Below are 19,127 nucleotides of genomic sequence, written 5' to 3'. Positions count from 1 at the left end.
ATGTTCGTTCACGGCCGGGGGCGGGCGTTGAGCCGCGCGGCCTGCCGCAGCAGGTGTTCGCGTTCGGGCAGGTTGGGCGCCTTCCGGGCCGCCTCCGCGTAGAGTTCTGCCGCTGCAGCCGGCTCGCCGTTGCGCTCGTGCAGGTACGCGGCCACCGCGGCATGGCGGGGGAGCGAGGCCGCCAACGCGGACAGCGCCTCCAGCCCGGCAGGGGCACCGTAGGCCTCGCCCACGGCCACGGCCCGGTTGAGCCGGGCGATCGGGCTGCCCGTCAGCCGCACCAGTTCGTCAAACCACTCCGTGATCTGCGCCCAGTCGGTTTCCCCGGCGCTGCGAGCGTCGGCGTGCAGGGCGGCGATCGCAGCCTGGGCCTGGTATTCACCGAGCCTGTCGCGGGCCAGGGCCGCCTGCAGGATCCCGACGCCCTCGCCGATGAGGCCCCGGTCCCACAGTCCGCGGTCCTGTTCGGCGAGCGGCACCAGGAGGCCGTCGCGCGTTGTGCGGGCGGGGCGCCGGGCATGGTGGAGCAGCATCAGGGCGAGCAGCCCCGCCACCTCTTCATGGTCGATCATGCCGGCAAGCTGGCGGGTCAGCCGGATGGCTTCGGCGGCGAGATCGACGTCGCCGGAATACCCTTCGTTGAACACCAGGTAGAGGACGCGAAGCACCGTGGCCACGTCGCCGGGCTGGCCAAACCGGACGCCGGAGACGGTCCGCTTCGCGCGGCTGATGCGCTGCGCCATGGTCGCCTCCGGCACCAGGTACGCCGCGGCGATCTGCCGCGTGGTCAGCCCGCCGACGGCACGCAAGGTGAGGGCAACCGAGGAGGCAGGCGTCAATGCCGGGTGGGCGCACAGGAAGTAGAGCTGGAGGGTGTCATCAACCGCGTTGGCGGGCCCCGGCACCGGCTCGTCATCAACGCGTTCCTCGCGCTGCCGGCGCGAGGCGTCCGACCTGGTTGCGTCGAGGAATTTCCGCCAAGCGACGCTGACCAGCCAGCCTTTCGCATCCCGGGGCGGATCAGCGGGCCAGGTTCGCAGCGCTTCCACCAATGCGTCCTAGACTGCGTCCTCGGCCGCGGCGAAGTTTGCTCCGCGGCGGACGAGGACGCCGATTACTGCAGGTGGGAGAGTGCGAAGGAGTGCTTCGTCCACGTCGGTGTCACTCCGTGACCGTCGGTGGCGCCTCCAGGAACGGGCGCACCTCAATCCATTCCTGCAGCGGCCTGCCACCGGCGCCCGGGGCCGCCGAGAGCTCCCCGGCCAGTTCGAGGGCACGCTCATGGCTGTCGACATCGACGATCATCCAGCCTGCGATGAGCTCCTTGGTCTCGGCGAAGGGGCCGTCGGTGACTGGCGGCCGTCCCTCGCCGTCATAACGGACGAAGGTCCCCTCGGGGGCAAGTGCCTGGCCGTCCACGAACTCGCCGCTGCCCACCAGGCTGGCGGCCAGGTCACCCATGTACTTCATGTGCCCGGATATTTCTTCGGGCGCCCACTGGTCCATGGGGACGTCGTTGACGGGCGCCGGTGCTCCGCGGTAGTGCTTGAGCAGCAGGTACTTCATCGTATTCTCCTTATATTGCGGTATGGCCCATTGTGGCCGCGATCAATACTGGGACGGAACTGATCGTACGTTCTCGACATCGAATTGCCGCGCAGGGAGTGCTGTTCCTCACAACGTTGGTTTTTCCACGTCTTGGTGGTTACGTCCCCGGTTGGTCAGTTCTCGACGCCCTGTCACTGCAGCCCACGTACCTTGTGGGTTTTGGTCGCGTACGCACGCTCGGCGTGCCGCGGACCCATGGGTCTGCCCGGTCCAACCCGGGCAAGGACATACCGTCAGCCAGCCAGTCAACTCCCACGCGTCCGCGGTCCGGGGGCTGCCGTGGCATCCGCGCGACCCTTGACCCGCACGACGGCGACCCCCGTGATGGGCTTTGCGGGTTTCCGACACATTTTCTAGTGCCAAGGAGGCAAAGAAAGTACTTGCCTGGATGGAAAGTTAATGTTATTTTCTTTCCAGGAAAGTAGCCTCCTTGGAGAGAAATGCAGGGGTTAAGCGATGAAGCATGAGACACCGTCGCCGGAGCAGGCGGCATCGGAGCTCGGCGGGATCCGCACTCGGCAGCAGCGGGCGGCGGCGAAGGCTGCGAGAAAGCCGGAGTGGCTCTGGTGGGCGATGGCCGCAGGAACGATCCTGGCCGGGCTGGCCGCTGATCTGTGGTCGCCGTTGGGGTCGTTGCCCGGACTGGCCATCGCCGGACTCGCCATGCTCCTGGTCCTGGGTAGCCGGTCCAAGCGGGTCGCCGCCGCAATGGGCTACAGGGCGGTGCCGGACCGGCAATCCGTGCCACGGAAAGCAGTCAGCGGGAAGTACCTGCTGGCCATCGCTTTCCTGGCGCTGTGCCTCCTCATTGCCGTGGGATCGAGCACCTGGCATGTGCCGCTCACGCACACGGTCTGGTCCGTGGCCATCGCCGCGGTGGTGGTGCTGGTGCTCCGACCGGTATCCCATTCGCTGCTGCACATGGCCCCGGACGAGAGGAAAAGACGGCACCCGTGACGCCGCGAGAAAGGTCCTTGGATCAGATGTTGTTGGACCCCACCCGGCTGCACATCGTGTCCCTGCTGGCGGGCACCCAATGGGCGGAGTTCGGTTTCGTCCGCACCGAGCTCGGGCTTTCGGACTCGGCGTTGTCCAAGCAGCTGACGAATCTCCAAAAACTGGGCTATGTCGAACTGGAGAAGGGATACGTCGGCAAACGGCCCCGTACCTGGGTCAACCTGTCCGGGGCCGGACGCGCCGCACTCGCCGCGCATGTGACGGCACTGCAAGACATCGTCGCCACCGCAGGCGCTGCCGGCGCCCAGCACGAACCCGGCAAGCTGCAGTAGGACGCTCCTCACCAACCATCCGGCACGTGCCCACATTCCGGGTGGTCCATCGGCCTTCAACTCGACCACGGCCGGTCATTGGTGGAAGGGGAGTGGGCACCCGTCCTGGCGAAAAAGATGCCGACTGGGCGCGTTCAAATGTGAAGGGCGGTAACCGTGGTTCGATAGCCTCATGTTGACGCTCCCAAAGACAAGTAAATCACTCCTGGTCTGCACGACATTGAGCGACGAAGAGCGTTGGGAAGATGCATTGTCCGTTGTTCTTGCGGAAAACGGGGACGGATTCCGCGCTTACGTGGATGTGGTCGATGACAGCGTTTGGGATGGCGTCAGTTGGGAGCAAGTCCGACAAGCTGCCATTAAGGCCAATGACCAGGTGTCGGTCCTGTTCATAGTGGATCGCGCTGCAATGGAACGTGGATATCCAATTCAGGTTATTGATCTGGACGATGATGCGCGCCAACCGTTTCGTTGCATCGCCAGCGAACTCTGGGGAGTCGAGAACAACCTGAACATCTCCAATATGGACTGGGAAGAGTTCGCGGGGCGCACCGATGACGACGGCGTGTTCAGGGGCTTTTCCTGACCGTTCCCGTCGCGGCGACATATTGGGCGTGGGCGACGGCCGAGTCCGTGGCGAGGCGGTCGATGGCGGCGGGGGAGCAGCCGAGAGTGCCGGCGGTGATGGCCACGGGTGCAAGGCTGGCGAGTTCGTGGGGTGCGCTCCATCGCACGGCCAGCGGATCCGGCCCGGCAATGCGATCCGGGCGGTCCCCATGGTGACCTGTTCCTTGGTGACCGCTACACGGTTCCAGGTTTCCCGTGCGATGTTTTCGGCCGGGTTCATCAGCATTCGAGGGACGAAACCAGGAACGGCACCACCCACGACGACCCTTCAACCCTGGAAACATGCACTGGAGGCAGGAAACCTACAGGCGCGACGGATCCGACGGTAAACCCTGATTCGTCCCACGGGCCCGTTCAATTACGGCGGACACTGGTTGACCTGCGAAACCCTCGAATTCTTCGGCGGACCGGGTGTTCTCGAAGCTACTTCCACTCCAGTGGGTTTAACGCCGATAATCTACATTATGTAAACTAAAGCGAAACGGCCCTCCCCACGACTGCGGCTGGCTCCAACGGCCCCGGGATTTTCACGCTGCAGTTTTTCCTAGCCGCGTGTGATGGATTCCCCGGTCCGTCCGAGCCAGCCGAGAATCACTTCAAGGCTTTCCGGATCGGGATGCGTGCCCGGTTCGTTGTATTTGTTGCCCGGTGTCGCGGCCACCTCGGCGGGGCTGCGACGGTCTTCCTTGAAAACATGGTTGGCGTTGGGCGGGAAGGCGAAGTCCACATTTGGCATCCCGGCACCGGCTTCCTGAAGCGGGCCCCATCGGCAGGGACGTCAATCTGGACGTCCCTGCCCCCCGATCAACACCAGCGTGGGAATTCGGACCTGCTGCAGCGGGTCGCGGGCCGATTCGAGCCACAGTTCCCTGGCCAAGGGAAGGTTTGCCGGTGCCTCGAAGCTGGCGAGCACCATCTTCACACTGTCTGGCAGGGCGGGGTCCGGGTCCATCGGCAAGCCGGCATAGTAGGGCGCAGCAGCCTCGGCACCTTTGGGCATCAGCTCCGCTCATCCAGGTGCGACTGCATGCTCAACCTGCCGGTGGGCCTGGGAATGTTCTGCATCGCATACGGACCCGACACGCGCTTGTCATAGCGGATCGAGGCGAAACCGGCAATGGCCAAAGCCTCTGCGAACAGCCGGCCGCTGCCGGCCACCCGGGCGACAACCCTCCGACCCCCTGTCCGCTTGCCAACGCAGGTCCTCCCACTTTGCCCCTGTCTGGAAGCTCCCGGCCGCTGCCATGGACACCCGCGGGCGCGGCACCAATAATGGGGGCATGACGAGATATGTGATCGATGCCCCTGCCGCCATCCAGCTGGCACGGGACGGGGTGGCGATTGCCGACGGCGACCAGCTCGTGGCACCGACAATCCTGCGCTCACAATGCCTCTCATCGCTGTACCAGGCGTCACGGCGGGGTGAGCTGAGTGGCAAGGAGGCCATGGCGCTCCTGGACCGCATCACCTCGATGCATATCCGCTTGCTCGGCGACAGGGTCTCACGGGCCGTCGCCTGGCAGGTGGCGGAGCGGCTCCACCTGGACGACACGGCCAATGCCGAGTACATTGCCGTCGCCCAGCTGCAGGCGGATGCGTTCGTCACCCTCGACCCCGCACTGGCCCGCCAGGCCGAAGGGATCGTCGCCGTCGCACCCCTCGCTGCGCTTTACCCGGCCACGTAGCCGGAGACAGGCCACGGCCGCAGTGTGACGGCGCCCCGGCTTTCAGGTGGCGCACAGGAAGACAAATATGCTGGGAGTTGTGAACAAATCCGCTATCCCCTTCCTCGTCATCGGCGGCATCAGCCTGGTCCTTGGCGGCGTCCTCTCCGCCGCCAGTGCCGGCTCCCCCAGCTACAACTCATCGTGGGCCGTGGCCTACCTGGTGCTGGTGGCCGGCGTCGCCCAACTGGTGCTGGGCCTTGGACAGGCCGGGCTGGCGTCCAGGGAACTCTCCCCGACGTTCCTGTCCGGCGAGGCCGTGGTGCTGAACCTTTCAACCATCGCCGTCCTCCTCGGCACCCTCCTCGCCACACCCGCCCTGACATATTTGGGTGCGGCACTGCTCGTCATTGCCCTGGCGATGTTCATCTGGGCCGTCCGGGGAGCCGGCAGGCACCTGCCGCTGCTCCTCTGGGCGTTCCGCATCATGGTGGTCGTCCTTTTGGTCAGCGCCCCCATCGGGCTGGTCATAGCCCATGCCCGGACCGCATAGGATTCCGGGCCCGGGCGCTTTACGCGGCGGTGTCCGGGCCGTGAAGGTGGGCCAGTCCGCCGTCGTGGTTGAGGATGCTCACGATTTCCACGGGCCCGCCATGGGCGCCGATCCAGTGCGGCACCATGGTGGAAAACTCGGCCACCTCACCGGCGTGCACCAGGATGGTCCGCTCCCCCAGCTCCAGCCGCGCCGTGCCGGAGAGGACGGTAAACCAGTCGCGTCCCGGATGGACACCCAGCCCCCCTGTCCGTTCGGCAGTGATGCGCATTTTGGCGACGACCTTGCCGTGCAGGGCGCGTTCATCGGACAGGATCCACGTGGTCAGCCCCGGGGTGTGCCCGGCCTCGGGCCGGATGACGACGTCCTCCTCCCCCACCGGCTCAACCAGCGCATCCAGGGTGGTGTCCAGGGCCCGGGCAATGGGCACCAGCTGGTCCAGCGCGATCCGGCGGTGGCCGGTTTCCAGGCGGCTCAGCGTTGACGGGCTGAGGTTGCAGCGCGCGGCAAGGTTTTCCAGCGACCACCCGCGGGCGAGCCTCAGGCCGCGCAGGCGCTGGCGGATGACCATGTCCATGGCGAATTCTTGCGTCATGCGCAAAAGTATATGCCATCTGCGCATCGGACAGCTACCGTGGAAACCATGACTGATCACGCCCATCACCACCTGGCCGCCGCACACGGACACGCCCACCCCCACGAGGCCGAACTGGCGGACCTCCTTGACTTGGACGCGCAGGTCCTCGGCTCCTACCTTGACGATGCCACGCAGTGGGCTGCCGGGCTGGCGCCCGCGTCCGCCGGCATTGTGGACGTGGGCGCCGGATCCGGCGTGGGCACCCTGGCGCTGGCGCGCCGCTTCCCGCAAGCGGAGGTCGTGGCCGTGGACAGGTCGGACGCCATGCTCAGCCGCACGGTGGCGGCCGCCCGCGCTCAGGGCCTGGACGGGCGCGTGCGTGCCGTCCGGTCGGATGTCAACGAAAGCTGGCCGCCGGAACTGCACGCCGACCTGGTCTGGGCGTCGTCCTTCCTGCATGAGCTCACCGACCCGGACCGCACCATGCGGGACATCCATGCCGCGCTCAGGCCCGGCGGGCTGCTGGTGGTCATCGAAATGGACGGGCTGCCGCGCTTCCTCCCTGACGCCTTCCACGACGGCCTGGAATCCCGGCTGCACGCCGCCCTGGCCCAACGGGGCTGGAATTCCTTCCCCGACTGGCGGCCCGGGTTGGAACGGGCCGGATTCACCGCCGTCGAACAACGCCTGTTCCCCTCAGTGGGACGGCCGACGCCGGAGCTTGCCTCCCGCTATGCCCGCACCTTCCTGGGGCGGATGGGCCCGGCACTTGAAGGCATCGCACCCCCGTCGGACCTCGAGGCCCTGCAGCACCTGCTCACCGACGACGGCCCCGGTTCGCCCCTGCGCAGCCCGGACCTGGAGGTCCGCGGCAGCCGCATCGCATGGGCGGCACGCAGGCAGTAGCCGGTGCGCCAGCCGCCGGGGCCCGCACCGGTACTCTGGATGCATGGCCAAGCACGACGCCGTTTCCGCGGACATCCTCATGCCTTCAGTCCGGGACGCACTCGCAGTCCACGGCATTGCCCACGAGGTACTCCCGTGCGCCGACGAGCTGTCCGACACTGCCGTCTTCTGTGCCCACTACAACGTCGCGCTCGGGCAGGCCGCGAACACCATCGTCGTGACCTCGCGCAAGGTGGAGCCGTCCGTGCAGGCCGTGTGCGTGGTCCTGGGCACCACGCGCCTGGACGTGAACAGGAAGGTCAAGGAGCTGCTCGGGGTGAAGCGGGCGTCCTTCGCCGACGCGGAGCTGACGGTGGAATGCACCGGCATGGCCATTGGCGGCGTCACGCCTTTTGGCATCTCGGGCATGCCCATCTACGTCGACAGCGCGGTCCTGGAACAGCCCGAGGTCATCATGGGCGGCGGCAACCGCACCAGCAAGCTGCGGCTGGCCCCGGACGGGCTGACCCGACTGCCCGGCGTCGTGGTGGTCGAGGGGCTGGCGAAGGGGCCGGAGGCCGGCTGAGGCGCCAATCCCGCGCCGTCTGTGAGAATGGCCCCATGAGGTTTGCCAAGACGCCCGTGCGCCACATCGGCGAGGATCCCCACGAACCCCTGCCCCGGAACGAATGGCCGGCCACGCTGGCAGCCGTGCGCCAGCTCCTGGACGCGGGGCTGGACCTGGGCCCCGCCACGGTCCTTGTCGGGGAGAACGGCGCCGGCAAGTCAACACTTGTCGAGGCGATCGCCATGGCCTACGGGCTCAACCCGGAGGGCGGCTCCACGGGCGCGATGCACCGCAGCCGGGCCACCGAGTCCGCCCTTGCCAACAGCCTGCTGCTGGCCCGCAACCCCGGGGCCGGCAGGTACGGCTACTTCCTGCGCGCGGAAACCATGCACGGCTTCTTCAGCTACCTCGAGGACAACCCGTCCACCACCAGGGCGGACGCGCCGTTCCACCGCATGTCGCACGGGGAGTCGTTCCTGTCCCTCGCCGAGGACAGGTTCCGGGGCGGCGGCCTGTGGATCCTGGACGAGCCGGAGTCCGCCCTGTCCTTCACCGGCTGCCTGTCCCTGCTGGCCGTTCTCCGGGAGCTCTTGGCCGACGGCGGTTCCCAAATCATCCTCTCGACCCACTCGCCGCTGTTGGCGGCACTGCCGGGTGCGGACATTTACGAGGTGGGCGGCTGGGGGCTGCGCCCGGCGACCTGGGACGGGCTGGACCTGGTGCGCAACTGGCGCTCCTTCCTGGACGCCCCGCAGCGCTTCCTGCGCCACCTTTAGCCGTCGTACGCGGCCTGCAACGCGGCAATGTCCAGCTTCCCCATGCCCAGCATGGCCTGCATGGCACGTCCGGCACCGGCCGGGTCGGGTCCGTTGAGCACCGTGGGCAGCATGGTGGGAATCAGCTGCCAGGAGACCCCGAATTTGTCCTTCAGCCAGCCGCACTGGCTTTCCTGGCCGCCGTCGGCCGTCAGGGCGGCCCATTTGGCGTCGAGCTCCTCCTGCGTGTCAAAGTACAGTTCAAAGGAGATGGCCTCGTTGAACGTGAACTCCGGCCCGCCGTTCAGCCCCCGGAAGCTGCGTCCTTCCAGTTCGAACTGGACAGTCAGCGCCGTGCCTGCCCGGTAGGGGCCGCCGTCGCCCCACCGGGCCACGTCCTTGATGCTGGAGTTCTCGAAGAGGCCGACGTAAAACTCCGCCGCTTCCTCTGCCCGCCCGTCAAACCACAGGCACGTGCCGATCTGTCCCACGCCCACCACTCCCCTTGCCATTGCATGTGCTGGACACTTTAGCGGCGGCCGGGCCGGGCAACAAGGGCCCGGCCCAGGATGCCGGACACCACCGGGGCCAACCGCCCGGTGCCGCCCGGTGCCGCCCGGTGCCGGGCCGGCGCACCATTGCGGCTAAGCTGGCTGGGTGATACACGCTCCCACCCAACGCACCCCCAAGCTCCTTGCCTATTCAGCCGTCATGGACGTCCTGCTGGTCGTCGTCTTTGCCCTGTCCGGCCGCAGCTCCCACCATGAGTCGCTGTCCGTGGGCGGCGTCTTCACCACTGCCTGGCCGTTCCTGGCCGCACTGGTCCTCGGCTGGCTGCTGACCCGCAACTGGCAGCGTCCCGTCTCCCTGTGGCCGGCGGGCGTCTGCATCTGGCTGATTACGGTGGCCGGCGGCATGGCGCTGCGCATCCTCTCGGGTGCCACCGCCGAAACGCCCTTTGTCATCGTGGCCACGATCGTGCTGGGCGTGTTTCTCCTGGGCCAGCGGCTCCTGGCCCGGCTGGCACGAAGGTACGGCCCTAAGCGTTGAACCGGGCCCCAAGTGGGCTACCATCAAAGTCGAACACCCCGCCACCGTGCCCCTGACGCAAAGGACCCCTCCCGTGATCACCGCCTTCGTCCTGATCAAGACCAACGCCTCCCGCATCCCCGAGGCCGCCCAGGAAATTTCCGAACTTGCCGGCATCAGCGAGGTTTACTCGGTCACCGGCGAATGGGACCTGATCGCCATTGCCCGCGTGCAGAAGCACGAGGACCTGGCCGACGTCATCGCCGACAAACTCTCCAAGGTCGACTCCGTGATGTCCACGACAACACAGATCTCCTTCCGGGCCTATTCCCAGCATGACCTCGACGCGGCCTTCGCACTCGGCTTCGACGGCTAGCAGGCAGCCTGTGCCGGGAACGCCGCCGCGGCGGCGTTCCCGGCACTTTCTGCGTTTAAGCCTGTCCGGTGCTCAGTGCCACCCAGCGCTTGAGCACGCCGGCCGCCGCTCCCCCGTCAATCGACGCTTCGGCACGGGCCACGGCAAACCTGATCCGCTCCTCGAGCGTGCCCTTGGCATCCTGGTCGTAGGCCACGAGGCCCGCGGCCGCATTAAGTACGACGGCGTCACGCACGGGACCGCGCTCCCCGTCCAGGACACGGCGCACCACCCCGGCGTTGTAGTCGGCGTTCTTGCCACGCAGGTCATCGATGGTGGCCCGCGGGATGCCGACGTCGAGGGGGTCAAACCCGGACTCCACCACGGCGCCGTCCCGGACCTCCCACACGCGGGAGGGTCCCGTCGTCGTCAGTTCATCCAGGCCGTCGCTGCCGCGGAACACCAGGGCACGCACGCCGCGGGCCGCCAGCACGCCAGCCACCAGCGGCGCCAGCCGCGTGTCCGCGACACCGATGGCCGAGGCAGCCACGTGGGCGGGGTTGGTGAGCGGGCCGAGCAGGTTGAAGGCGGTGGGCACGCCCAGCTGGGCCCGCGCCGGGGCCGCGTGGCGCATCGAGGGGTGGAAGAGGTTCGCGAAGCAGAACGTGATGCCCACCTCCACGGCGGCCCGTTCCACCAGTTCCACCGACTGGTCCAGGCGGACGCCGAGCGACTCCAGGACGTCCGCGGACCCTGCGGCCGAGGACGACGCGCGGTTGCCATGCTTGACCACGGTGGCCCCGGCGCCGGCACAGACCATCGCCGCCATGGTCGAGATGTTGACGGTGTTGAGCCGGTCTCCCCCGGTGCCCACGATGTCCAGCGCCTCGCCGGTGATCGCCAGCGGCCGGGCATTGAACAGCATGGCCTCGACCAGGCCGTTCACTTCCTCGACGGTCTCCCCCTTGGCGTGCAACGCCACAAGGAAGCCGGCGATCTGCACGTCAGAGGCGTTTCCTGCCATGATGGTGTTCATGGCCCACTCCGTCTGCGCGGAGGAAAGATTGTTGCCCCTGATCAATGAGGCGATGAGATCCGGCCAGGTCGGGGCTGCGGCCAGGGGGCCATCTTGAGGGTTCACCCTCTCGATGTTAGACGAAACAGCGGCAGTCCATGCGATTGTGACCATTGACACCACGGCCATGCTATGCATGGCCATCTGGATTAAGCCTGGGAATCAGCCGGAATTTCGCAGGTTTGTAGAAAAAGATCGCCGATTCGGCATTTCGCATTGGGAACTCAGGCGATTTACAGACATAATGTCTATGTGACAACCGCGACCCATGCCCCCAGTATCCCGGCGCATCCGACGCTGAACCGCCCCAACATGGTTTCTGTAGGAACCGTGGTTTGGCTGTCCAGCGAGTTGATGTTCTTCGCCGGCCTTTTTGCCATGTACTTCACGCTCCGCTCCACCACCGGTGGGCTGTGGGCGGAAGAAACGGCCAAGCTGGAAGTTCCCTTCGCCCTGGTCAACACCCTCGTCCTGGTCTCAAGCTCCTTTACTTGCCAGATGGGTGTGTTCGCCGCGGAGAACCTCCAGCCCCGCCGCATCGGCAGCCGCCTCCAGTTCACCCGTTGGGGAATGACTGAATGGTTCCTGCTGACCTTCATCCTCGGTGCCATCTTCGTGGCCGGCCAGTCAACCGAATACGCGACGCTGACCTCCGAGCACATCACCCTCAGTTCAAACGCCTATGGCTCCGCCTTCTACATCACCACCGGCTTCCACGGCCTGCACGTGATCGGCGGGCTCATCGCCTTCCTCCTTATCATTGGGCGCGCCTACGCCGCGAAGAAGTTTGGACACTTCGAGGCAACCAGCGCCATCGTTACCTCGTACTACTGGCACTTCGTCGACGTTGTGTGGATCGGCCTGTTCTTGGTCATCTACATCCTGAAGTAGGCTGGCAAACAGTTTTCTTCTACACGACGCAGAATTAGCATTTGCGGCTCTCACCAGAGGCTGCTGGATATAGATCAAAGGAACCACCAAGTGAAGGCACTTTCGCAGAAGCGACGTCATCCGCTGGCAGCAATAGCGCTGCTGGTGCTGGGGCTCATGCTTACCGGCGGGCTGTACGCCGTTGTCACAACAGTGAACCAGGCCAAGGCTGACACCACCACGTTTACCGCCGGCCAGGCCCACGAGGGCGAGAAGCTGTTTGTGGCCAACTGCGCCACCTGCCACGGCCTCGGTGCCAAGGGCACGGAAAACGGCCCCTCCCTGGCAGGCGTCGGCGCTGCGGCAGTCAGCTTCCAGGTCGGCACGGGCCGCATGCCCATGCAGATGCAGGGCCCGCAGGCCCTCCAGAAGCCGGCCCAGTTCAACGCCGACCAGACCAACGAACTCGCAGCCTACGTCGCCACCCTCGGCAACGGCCCGGGCATCCCCGAAGCGCAGTACCTTGACGGCAAGGGAGACGCCACCAAGGGTGGCGAGCTGTTCCGCGTCAACTGCGCCATGTGCCACAACGCTGCAGCTGCCGGCGGCGCCCTGACCCGCGGCAAGTTTGCACCGGCCCTGGCCGGCGTGTCCAACGACCACATTTACGAAGCGATGGTCACCGGTCCGCAGAACATGCCGGTCTTCAACGACGCAAACATCACCCCGGAAGGCAAGCGGGACATCATCACGTTCCTGAACACCATCGAGCACCAGGGCTCCCCCGGTGGAGCCGCTCTCGGCTCCCTTGGCCCGGTCTCCGAAGGCCTGTTCCTGTGGACCGCCGTCCTCGGCGTGGTCATCGGCTTCACGGTCTGGCTGACGTCCAGGACTTCCTGACCGGCCTCCACAAGATTTTGGCTGCCCCAGGCAGCCGCGCGAAACATACATTACGACCCCGGGAAAGTACCGGGATAAGAGAAGGATGAGGGGATTATGGGCAACCATAGTGACGGCACGCCGGCCAGTTCGGGCGCCGTAGCTAAGGCTGGTCACGAAGAGGTGGAGAAGTTCCAGGACCCGGGACTTCCGCCACATCGTTTGCGACTGGCTGACACGGACCCCAAGGCAGCAAAGCGGGCCGAGCGCCAGGTGGCAATCCTGTTTGGGATTTCCGTCATCGGCACCCTGCTCTTCTTCTTTGCCTACTTTGGCATTCGCCTGGACCAGACACTGACCACCCTGCAACTCCAGAACATGTTCCTGGGCCTGGGCGTCGGTTTCGCCATGCTGGGCATTGGAACGGGCATCGTGCATTGGGCCAGGGCCCTCATGCCCGACCATGAAGTTTCCGAGGAACGCCACGCCCTGCGCACCGAAGACGACCGCGTCGCGGCCGTGCAAATCGTTGACGACATCATTGAAGAAACCGGCATCAAGCGCCGTCCCCTGATCCGCAACACCCTGATCGGCGCCATGGCGCTGGCACCGCTGCCGGCCATCGCCATCCTTCGCGATCTCGGCCCGCTGCCCGGCAACGACCTGCACCACACCCTGTGGAAGGCCGGCGAACGCCTGGCCCGCGACCCTGACGGCACGCCGATCAAGGCTGCCGACGTGACCAACGGTTCCGTTTTCCACGTCATCCCCGAGTCGCTGAACAACCTGACTGAGGGCAAGCTGGAAGAGAAGGCCAAGGCCGCTGTGCTGCTGGTCCGCCTGGATCCCAGCGAACTGCACCCGTCTCCCGGCCGCGAGGACTGGTCCTACAACGGCATCGTTGCCCACTCCAAGATCTGCACGCACGTCGGTTGCCCCGTGGCCCTCTACGAGCAGCAGACACACCACCTGCTGTGCCCCTGCCACCAGTCGACGTTCGACCTGACGCAGGAGTGCAAGGTGATCTTCGGCCCGGCCGTCCGCCCCTTGCCCCAGCTGCCCATCACGGTGGACAGTGAAGGCTACCTGGTCGCACAGAGCGACTTCCACGAACCTGTCGGACCGAGCTTCTGGGAGCGTGGCTAATCATGAGTTCTGCAACGCAATCACCGTACAAGGCCAAGACCTCGACGGGCCGCATCACCGACTTTGTTGACCAGCGCGTGGGGGGCTCCGGCATCCTTCGCGAGTTTGGCCGGAAGGTTTTCCCCGACCACTGGTCCTTCATGTTCGGCGAGGTGGCACTGTACACCTTCGTCATCCTGCTGCTCTCCGGCACCTTCCTGACGCTCTTCTTTGACCCGTCCATGGCGGAGACGCATTACAACGGCAGCTACGTCCCGCTCAAGGGGCTGCAGATGTCGGTGGCGTATGACTCCACCCTGAACATCTCCTTTGACGTCCGCGGCGGGCTGTTCATGCGCCAGGTGCACCACTGGTCGGCGCTGCTCTTCGTGGCCGCCGTCTCGGTGCACATGCTGCGCGTGTTCTTCACCGGCGCCTTCCGCAAGCCGCGCGAACTGAACTGGGTGGTCGGCGGCATCCTGCTGATCATGTCCATGGCTGAAGGCTTCACCGGCTACTCGCTTCCCGATGACCTGCTGTCCGGCAACGGCCTGCGCATCATCGACGGCGTGATCATGGCCATCCCGGTGGTCGGAACCTACATTTCCTTCTTCCTCTTTGGTGGCGAGTTCCCCGGAACCGTCATCATCAGCAGGCTCTACATGTTCCACATCATGCTGATCCCGGCCATCATCCTGTTGCTTGTGGCGGTACACCTGTTCATGGTGGTTGTGCACAAGCACACCCAGTACCCCGGCCCGGGACGCAGCGACCGCAATGTGGTCGGCTACCCGCTCGGACCGGTATACGCCGCCAAGGCCGGTGGATTCTTCTTCATCATCTTCGGCATCATCGCCTTCGTCGCCGCCCTGTTCACGATCAACCCGATCTGGAACTACGGTCCATACGACCCGTCCCCCATCTCCGCCGGCACCCAGCCTGACTGGTACATCGGCTGGGTCGACGGTGCCCTGCGCCTCATGCCGGGCTGGTTGTTCAACATCCCGATGGAATGGAACATCCCACTCCCCTGGGGCGTCAACACGCTGAGCCTCAACATCCTGCTGCCAGCCCTGGTGCCTGCCGGCATCGTGTTCATCCTCCTGTTCACCTACCCCTGGATCGAACGCTGGGTCACCCGCGACGACCGCGAGCACCACGTGCTGGACCGCCCGCGCAACGCGCCGACCCGTACGGCCATCGGCGTGTCAGGGTTCATCTTCTACTGCGTCATGTGGGCGGCTGCAAGCTCCGACCTGATCGCCACCCACTTCCAGGTCTCGCTGAACGACGTCACGTACTGGCTGCGTGCACTGTTCTTCGCCGGTCCCATCCTGGGCTTCATCGTGACCAAGCGTGTGGCCCTGGCGCTGCAGCGCAAGGATCGTGAGATTGCCCTGCATGGCCGCGAGACGGGCCGCATTGTGCGCCTGCCGCACGGCGAGTTCCAGGAGATGCACGCCCAGCTGGACGACTACAAGCGCTACCGGCTGGTCAGCTACGAGTCACCCGTTGCCGAGGAAGGCATCCCCAACGAAAACGGGATTGTGACCAAGACGGAAAAGCGGCGTGCAGCACTGAGCCGTTTCTTCTTCGAGGACCGGGTTGCCCCGGCAACCCCGGCGGAACTGGAAGCCGGACACGGCCACCACGAGGCCATCGAGTCCGCCGAAGAGCACAAGCCGGTGTCCCGCTACTAGGCACCAACGGCTTTCACTGCCTGACTGTCCGGAAGGGCGGCTCCCCCAGGGGAGCCGCCCTCTCGCGTTTAAGCATGGCCGGCCGCCATGGAAAACATGGCGCCGCAGGCCCGCAAGGGCCCCTGGAACGCCCCGCCGCCTCCCCCGCTAGTAGCCGCGGCGGATGCGCACCCCGGGGCGCTGCAGGGGCACCCGCAGCTTGTAGCGGTCGGCGCGGTAAAAGGAGATGGAATAGTCCACGGACGACTGCGAAACGAAGGCATGGCGCTCCATGCGCAGGACCGGAGCCCCGACGTCGACCTTCAACAGCCGCGCGATGGAAGGGGTCGCGGCATTGGCCTCAACAATGTCCTCCCCCCACTCGATCACGAGCCCGTAGCGCTCACTCAAAAGGTTGTACAGCGAAGTGGGCGGGCCCTGCTCCAGGATTCCGGGAACGCGCCAGGCAGGGATGAAGTTCTCATCGACGCTCATGGGCTCCTCATCGGCCAGCAGGAGCCGCCGGAAGCGGATGACCGGCTGGCCTTCCTCCATTTGGAGCTCACGGGCCAGACGGGCCGTGGCCGGAATCTGCTCGAAGGACAACGTCCGCGCCGCCGGACGCATGCCGCGGCGCTGCATCTCCTCGGAGTAGGAGGTCAGCTTGACCTGGACATCGAGTTTTTCGTGGGAGACGAACGTGCCCACCCCCACCACCCGGTCCAGCAGTTCCTCGTCCACCAATGCCTCGATGGCATGCCGGACAGTCATCCGCGCCACGCCGAAATGCTCGGCAAGATCCCGTTCGGAGGGCAGCTGGCTGCCCGCCTTCGCCAGGCCCGTCACATAGGCACGGAAGAGCTCCCGGAGCTGGATGTGCACGGAGACACCCGAGTCGCGTTCCAGGTGCCCTGGGACGCTTGCTGCCGGCGGTACTGGGTAACCCATGAAACTCCTTTATTGGCCATTTCCAGCCTAAAACACGACTACTCTCAATATGTAAAGCAACTACCGCCAAGGAGCGAGCAATGTACACCCGGAAAGCCACCATAGCGGCCAGTGTGGGCCTCCACGCACGGCCGGCTGCGGTCTTTGTCCGTGCCGTCAACGCAACGGGACTGCCAATCACCCTTGCCAGGGAGGGCCTGGAGCCCGTGGACGGCCGTTCGCTCCTGGAGGTCATGACGGCAGACTTCGCGTGCGGCACCGAAGTGGTGGTCTCCGTCGCCGCATCGGTGCAGGACGACGGCGCCACCCGGGCGGCCGTGGACGGACTCGCCGAGCTTCTGGCAACCGACCTCAAGGACCCCACCCTGAACCATCCGCGCTGAACAGGCCCTCCCGGGGTGCCTGGCCGCCCGCAGCATCCCGCGCCGGAACCGATCCCCGGTGTGGTTCGTGGATTAAAGTCAGGATTAAAGGCAAAGGGCCCGTCCCCCACTTTCAAGTGGGGGACGGGCCCTTTGTCGCTGTGCGGGTTCACACACCGCGGGACGTTGTTTCCCGGGCTAGTGTGCGTGGTCTCCGCGGCTGTATTCGTACACCCAGCCAACCAGTGCGATCACTGCCAGGCCGGCGCCGAAAAAGACGATCCACCAGCCCACTGCCAGGCCCATGAAACCGGACGCGGCAGCCAGCCCCAATACCAGCGGCCACCAGCTCCAGGGGCTGAAGTGGCCCTGTTCACCGGATCCCTCGTGCACTTCAGCGTCCACCCTGTCCTCAGGACGGGGACCGACGCGGTTGCCGGTGTAGTACGAATACGCACCGATCATCAGGCACATGCCAGCCAGCAGGTAAAGCGCCAGGTAGCCGACGTGTTCGTGCCAGCCGACCATGAAGCCGTACACCGTTCCGACGGGGATGAAGAAAAGACCGATAAGGATAAAGAGCCAGGATTCTACCTTCACTGGGCGTCTCCCTTCGATGACGCGGCCACGGGTGCCGGCTGGTAGTGCGGTGCCAATTCCGGGTGGTGCAGGTCAAGTGCGGGACGCTCGGAACGGATGCGCGGCAGGGACGTGAAGTTGTGGCGCGGCGGCGGGCAGGACGTGGCCCACTCCAGCGAGGCACCAAAGCCCCAGGGGTCGTCAACTTCAACCTTCTTGGCACTGCGCCAGGTGATGTACACGTTCCAGAACCATGGGATCATGGACGCGCCAAGCACGAACGAGGAGATTGTGGAGAACTGGTTCATCCAGGTGAAGCCATCCTGCGGCATGTAGTCCGCGTAGCGGCGGGGCATGCCCAGCACGCCGAGCCAGTGCTGGATCAGGAACGTTCCGTGGAAGCCGAGGAACAGCATCCAGAAGTGGATCTTGCCCAGGCGCTCGTTGAGCATCTTGCCGGTCCACTTGGGCCACCAGAAGTAGAAGCCGGCGAACATGGCGAACACCACCGTGCCGAAGACCACGTAGTGGAAGTGCGCCACCACGAAGTAGGTGTCCGAAACGTGGAAGTCCAGCGGCGGGGAGGCCAGGATGATGCCGGTCAGGCCGCCGAAGAGGAACGTGACGATGAAGCCGAGGCTCCACAGCATGGGCGTCTCAAAGGTCAGCGAACCGCGCCACATGGTGCCGATCCAGTTGAAGAACTTCACGCCGGTTGGAACGGCGATCAGCATCGTCATGAAGGAGAAGAACGGCAGCATGACCTGGCCGGTGACGTACATGTGGTGGGCCCACACCGTCACGGACAGGGCCGCAATGGAAATGGTGGCGAAGACCAGGCCCTTGTAGCCGAAGACGGGTTTCCGGCTGAAGACCGGGAAAATTTCGGACACGATGCCGAAGAACGGCAGGGCAATGATGTACACCTCGGGGTGGCCGAAGAACCAGAACAGGTGCTGCCACAGCATGGCACCGCCATTTTCCGGATCAAAGATGTGCGCCCCGAAGCGGCGGTCGGCACCCAGGGCGAACAGGGCGGCGGCCAGCGGCGGGAACGCCATGAGGACCAGGATGGCCGTGATGAGCGTGTTCCATGTGAAGATGGGCATCCGCCACATGGTCATGCCGGGGGCACGCAGGGTGATGATCGTGGTGATGAAGTTGACCGAACCAAGAATCGTGCCAAAGCCCGACAGGGCTAGGCCAAACACCCACAAGTCGCCACCGACACCGGGGCTGAACGTCGTGTTGGACAGCGGCGCGTAGGCAAACCAGCCGAAGGCGGCAGCACCCTGCGGGGTGATGAAGCCGGAGACTGCAATGGTGCTGCCAAACAGGAAGAACCAGAAGGCCAGTGCGTTCAGGCGTGGGAATGCGACGTCAGGCGCACCGATTTGCAGCGGCATGATCACATTTGCGAAGCCGGCAAAGAGCGGGGTGGCAAACATGAGCAGCATGATGGTGCCGTGCATGGTGAACAGCTGGTTGTACTGATCCTTGGTCTGCAGGATCTGCATGCCGGGCTCAAACAGCTCCGCCCGGATGATGAGCGCCATGACGCCACCAAGACAGAAGAAGATAAATGAGGCGATCAGGTACATGTAACCGATCGTCTTGTGGTCGGTGGACGTAATCCAGTTGACGACAATGCGTCCCTTGGACACGGGGACCACCCTAGGAGCAGCTGAACTGACTTCAGC

Annotated in this window: 26 protein-coding genes; 15 read left to right on the top strand and 11 right to left on the bottom strand. The window is 65.4% G+C overall.

From position 1 onward, the window contains the following. Window positions 1-8 precede the first annotated feature (8 nt). Window positions 9-1,049: an RNA polymerase sigma factor gene (locus G6035_RS04905; RefSeq protein WP_371130847.1), complete on the bottom strand. Its 1,041-nt coding sequence runs from the start codon at window positions 1,047-1,049 to the stop codon at window positions 9-11. A gap of 112 nt (window positions 1,050-1,161) precedes the next feature. Further along, on the bottom strand, window positions 1,162-1,566 hold the full coding sequence (locus G6035_RS04900; RefSeq protein WP_176615950.1) for a YciI family protein: 405 nt from the start codon (window positions 1,564-1,566) through the stop codon (window positions 1,162-1,164). 498 nt (window positions 1,567-2,064) lie between these two features. Between G6035_RS04900 and G6035_RS04895 the strand changes: the two genes are divergently transcribed. The 3 genes from G6035_RS04895 to G6035_RS04885 all read left to right on the top strand — a co-directional run bounded on the left by G6035_RS04895 (window position 2,065) and on the right by G6035_RS04885 (window position 3,483). Next, the gene (locus tag G6035_RS04895) at window positions 2,065-2,565 is read left to right on the top strand and encodes a hypothetical protein (RefSeq protein WP_176615949.1); all 501 of its coding nucleotides are present in this window, start codon (window positions 2,065-2,067) and stop codon (window positions 2,563-2,565) included. A 26-nt stretch (window positions 2,566-2,591) separates the two neighbouring features. Further along, window positions 2,592-2,897, top strand: coding sequence for a transcriptional regulator (locus G6035_RS04890; RefSeq protein WP_176615948.1), 306 nt, complete (start codon window positions 2,592-2,594; stop codon window positions 2,895-2,897). A gap of 220 nt (window positions 2,898-3,117) precedes the next feature. Then, the gene (locus G6035_RS04885; RefSeq protein WP_256127740.1) at window positions 3,118-3,483 is read left to right on the top strand and encodes a hypothetical protein; all 366 of its coding nucleotides are present in this window, start codon (window positions 3,118-3,120) and stop codon (window positions 3,481-3,483) included. On the opposite strand, the gene G6035_RS19940 is transcribed toward G6035_RS04885, so the two are convergent. The 3 genes from G6035_RS19940 to G6035_RS04875 all read right to left on the bottom strand — a co-directional run bounded on the left by G6035_RS19940 (window position 3,467) and on the right by G6035_RS04875 (window position 4,524). Further along, the gene (locus G6035_RS19940) at window positions 3,467-3,589 is read right to left on the bottom strand and encodes a hypothetical protein (RefSeq protein WP_256127739.1); all 123 of its coding nucleotides are present in this window, start codon (window positions 3,587-3,589) and stop codon (window positions 3,467-3,469) included. The two genes, G6035_RS04885 and G6035_RS19940, sit on opposite strands and share 17 nt — an antisense overlap. 479 nt (window positions 3,590-4,068) lie before the next feature. Beyond that, window positions 4,069-4,251: a hypothetical protein gene (locus G6035_RS04880; protein ID WP_176615946.1), complete on the bottom strand. Its 183-nt coding sequence runs from the start codon at window positions 4,249-4,251 to the stop codon at window positions 4,069-4,071. 51 nt (window positions 4,252-4,302) lie between these two features. Further along, window positions 4,303-4,524, bottom strand: a complete 222-nt coding sequence (locus G6035_RS04875; RefSeq protein WP_176615945.1) for a hypothetical protein — start codon at window positions 4,522-4,524, stop codon at window positions 4,303-4,305. A 280-nt stretch (window positions 4,525-4,804) separates the two neighbouring features. Between G6035_RS04875 and G6035_RS04870 the strand changes: the two genes are divergently transcribed. Then, a complete protein-coding gene (locus tag G6035_RS04870; protein WP_176615944.1) occupies window positions 4,805-5,209 on the top strand; it encodes a type II toxin-antitoxin system VapC family toxin in 405 nt (134 codons plus the stop codon). Between the two features lie 79 nt (window positions 5,210-5,288). Then, window positions 5,289-5,741, top strand: coding sequence for a hypothetical protein (locus G6035_RS04865; RefSeq protein WP_176615943.1), 453 nt, complete (start codon window positions 5,289-5,291; stop codon window positions 5,739-5,741). Window positions 5,742-5,760: 19 nt separating this feature from the next. Here the strand turns inward: G6035_RS04865 and G6035_RS04860 are convergent, their stop codons facing one another. Further along, window positions 5,761-6,336, bottom strand: a complete 576-nt coding sequence (locus tag G6035_RS04860) for a helix-turn-helix transcriptional regulator (protein WP_176615942.1) — start codon at window positions 6,334-6,336, stop codon at window positions 5,761-5,763. Between the two features lie 48 nt (window positions 6,337-6,384). Between G6035_RS04860 and G6035_RS04855 the strand changes: the two genes are divergently transcribed. The 3 genes from G6035_RS04855 to G6035_RS04845 are packed head-to-tail and all read left to right on the top strand — an operon-like array spanning window position 6,385 to window position 8,547. Next, entirely contained in the window at window positions 6,385-7,224 is an 840-nt protein-coding gene (locus G6035_RS04855) for a trans-aconitate 2-methyltransferase (RefSeq protein WP_176615941.1), read from the top strand. Between the two features lie 43 nt (window positions 7,225-7,267). Next, entirely contained in the window at window positions 7,268-7,789 is a 522-nt protein-coding gene (locus G6035_RS04850) for a YbaK/EbsC family protein (protein ID WP_176615940.1), read from the top strand. Between the two features lie 35 nt (window positions 7,790-7,824). After that, window positions 7,825-8,547 (top strand): ATP-binding cassette domain-containing protein, encoded by a 723-nt coding sequence (locus G6035_RS04845; RefSeq protein WP_176615939.1) that lies wholly within the window; start codon window positions 7,825-7,827, stop codon window positions 8,545-8,547. Here the strand turns inward: G6035_RS04845 and G6035_RS04840 are convergent. Then, a complete protein-coding gene (locus G6035_RS04840; RefSeq protein ID WP_176615938.1) occupies window positions 8,544-9,038 on the bottom strand; it encodes a VOC family protein in 495 nt (164 codons plus the stop codon). The two genes, G6035_RS04845 and G6035_RS04840, sit on opposite strands and share 4 nt — an antisense overlap. A 145-nt stretch (window positions 9,039-9,183) precedes the next feature. Here G6035_RS04840 and G6035_RS04835 point away from each other — a divergent pair, with 145 nt between their 5' ends. Together G6035_RS04835 and G6035_RS04830 are read left to right on the top strand one after the other, a co-directional pair. Beyond that, on the top strand, window positions 9,184-9,576 hold the full coding sequence (locus G6035_RS04835; RefSeq protein ID WP_256883488.1) for a DUF3054 domain-containing protein: 393 nt from the start codon (window positions 9,184-9,186) through the stop codon (window positions 9,574-9,576). A gap of 73 nt (window positions 9,577-9,649) precedes the next feature. After that, entirely contained in the window at window positions 9,650-9,931 is a 282-nt protein-coding gene (locus G6035_RS04830; RefSeq protein WP_176615937.1) for an Lrp/AsnC ligand binding domain-containing protein, read from the top strand. Window positions 9,932-9,986: 55 nt separating this feature from the next. On the opposite strand, the gene trpD is transcribed toward G6035_RS04830, so the two are convergent. After that, window positions 9,987-11,051: an anthranilate phosphoribosyltransferase gene (gene trpD, locus G6035_RS04825; protein WP_371130845.1), complete on the bottom strand. Its 1,065-nt coding sequence runs from the start codon at window positions 11,049-11,051 to the stop codon at window positions 9,987-9,989. A gap of 186 nt (window positions 11,052-11,237) precedes the next feature. Here trpD and G6035_RS04820 point away from each other — a divergent pair, with 186 nt between their 5' ends. From G6035_RS04820 to G6035_RS04805, 4 genes are all read left to right on the top strand, one after another. After that, complete coding sequence (locus G6035_RS04820) at window positions 11,238-11,876, top strand: heme-copper oxidase subunit III (RefSeq protein WP_256883486.1); 639 nt, start codon at window positions 11,238-11,240, stop codon at window positions 11,874-11,876. Between the two features lie 90 nt (window positions 11,877-11,966). After that, a complete protein-coding gene (locus G6035_RS04815) occupies window positions 11,967-12,755 on the top strand; it encodes a cytochrome c (protein WP_176615936.1) in 789 nt (262 codons plus the stop codon). A 96-nt stretch (window positions 12,756-12,851) separates the two neighbouring features. Next, entirely contained in the window at window positions 12,852-13,880 is a 1,029-nt protein-coding gene (locus tag G6035_RS04810; RefSeq protein WP_176615935.1) for a ubiquinol-cytochrome c reductase iron-sulfur subunit, read from the top strand. A gap of 2 nt (window positions 13,881-13,882) precedes the next feature. Continuing rightward, a complete protein-coding gene (locus G6035_RS04805; protein WP_176615934.1) occupies window positions 13,883-15,559 on the top strand; it encodes a cytochrome bc complex cytochrome b subunit in 1,677 nt (558 codons plus the stop codon). A gap of 147 nt (window positions 15,560-15,706) precedes the next feature. Here the strand turns inward: G6035_RS04805 and G6035_RS04800 are convergent, their stop codons facing one another. Continuing rightward, complete coding sequence (locus tag G6035_RS04800; RefSeq protein WP_176615933.1) at window positions 15,707-16,486, bottom strand: GntR family transcriptional regulator; 780 nt, start codon at window positions 16,484-16,486, stop codon at window positions 15,707-15,709. Between the two features lie 80 nt (window positions 16,487-16,566). Between G6035_RS04800 and G6035_RS04795 the strand changes: the two genes are divergently transcribed. Further along, window positions 16,567-16,869 (top strand): HPr family phosphocarrier protein, encoded by a 303-nt coding sequence (locus G6035_RS04795; protein WP_176615932.1) that lies wholly within the window; start codon window positions 16,567-16,569, stop codon window positions 16,867-16,869. 177 nt (window positions 16,870-17,046) lie between these two features. Here G6035_RS04795 and G6035_RS04790 read toward each other — a convergent pair whose 3' ends face one another. Both G6035_RS04790 and ctaD read right to left on the bottom strand, forming a co-directional pair. Then, window positions 17,047-17,448, bottom strand: a complete 402-nt coding sequence (locus G6035_RS04790; protein WP_176615931.1) for a cytochrome c oxidase subunit 4 — start codon at window positions 17,446-17,448, stop codon at window positions 17,047-17,049. Then, complete coding sequence (gene ctaD, locus G6035_RS04785; RefSeq protein ID WP_371130853.1) at window positions 17,445-19,100, bottom strand: cytochrome c oxidase subunit I; 1,656 nt, start codon at window positions 19,098-19,100, stop codon at window positions 17,445-17,447. The genes G6035_RS04790 and ctaD overlap by 4 nt, the downstream gene beginning before the upstream one ends. Window positions 19,101-19,127 lie beyond the last annotated feature (27 nt).

This window comes from Arthrobacter sp. SDTb3-6 (genome assembly GCF_013376095.1).
Taxonomy (GTDB): Bacteria; Actinomycetota; Actinomycetes; order Actinomycetales; family Micrococcaceae; genus Specibacter.
Note: the sequence above shows the minus strand (reverse complement) of the source record. Positions and strands in the feature narration are given on the sequence as shown.